The 534-nt window shown below is 61.4% G+C and carries 1 protein-coding gene; it reads right to left on the bottom strand.

Features of this window, described 5'->3' with window-relative positions; all coding sequences use genetic code 11:
* Positions 1 to 534, bottom strand: a 534-nt coding sequence (locus FEM54_RS33725; RefSeq protein ID WP_240792847.1) for an Ig-like domain-containing protein, incomplete at both ends; no start/stop codon positions are given.

Below are 534 nucleotides of genomic sequence, written 5' to 3'. Positions count from 1 at the left end.
GACCTGGATCGCGCCGTTGGGTTGTACACCCGTGCTGGTCAGTTCGAAAACGCCATTGGGCCCAACGGTGACTTGCTGTGTAGTGCCATCAGGCAAGGTCACGGTGACCTTGCTGTTGGCTTCGGCGGTGCCGGTGAGCTTGAGTTTGCCATCGGGCAAGGTCACCACAATCAGATCGGCCGGAGCGGTTGGCGGCGTCACATCAGTCGTCTGGTACGTTACAGTTGTTTCAGGGCTTATATGCCCTGCCGCATCTGCCGCCGTTACGGACACAAGACCATTGGGTTGCGTGGTGGTGCTGGTCAGCTCGAAGGTACCATTGGCCGCTGCGGTAACTTGATGCGAGGTGCCATCGGGCAGGGTTACGGTGACCTTGCTGTTGGCCTCGGCGCTGCCGCTGATCTTGACCTTGCCATCGGGCAAGGTCACCGCCAACAGGCCGGTCGGTGGGGCTGGAGGGGTGACGTCCACTGTACTGTCGGCGACGAAGGCAATTGTGGCTGGCGTACTGGCATTGCCCGCCGCATCGGCTGC

Origin of the sequence: Pseudomonas edaphica, from assembly GCF_005863185.1 — a bacterium.
In the GTDB taxonomy this organism is placed as follows: domain Bacteria; phylum Pseudomonadota; class Gammaproteobacteria; order Pseudomonadales; family Pseudomonadaceae; genus Aquipseudomonas; species Aquipseudomonas edaphica.
This window is presented reverse-complemented; position numbering and strand designations above follow the sequence as displayed.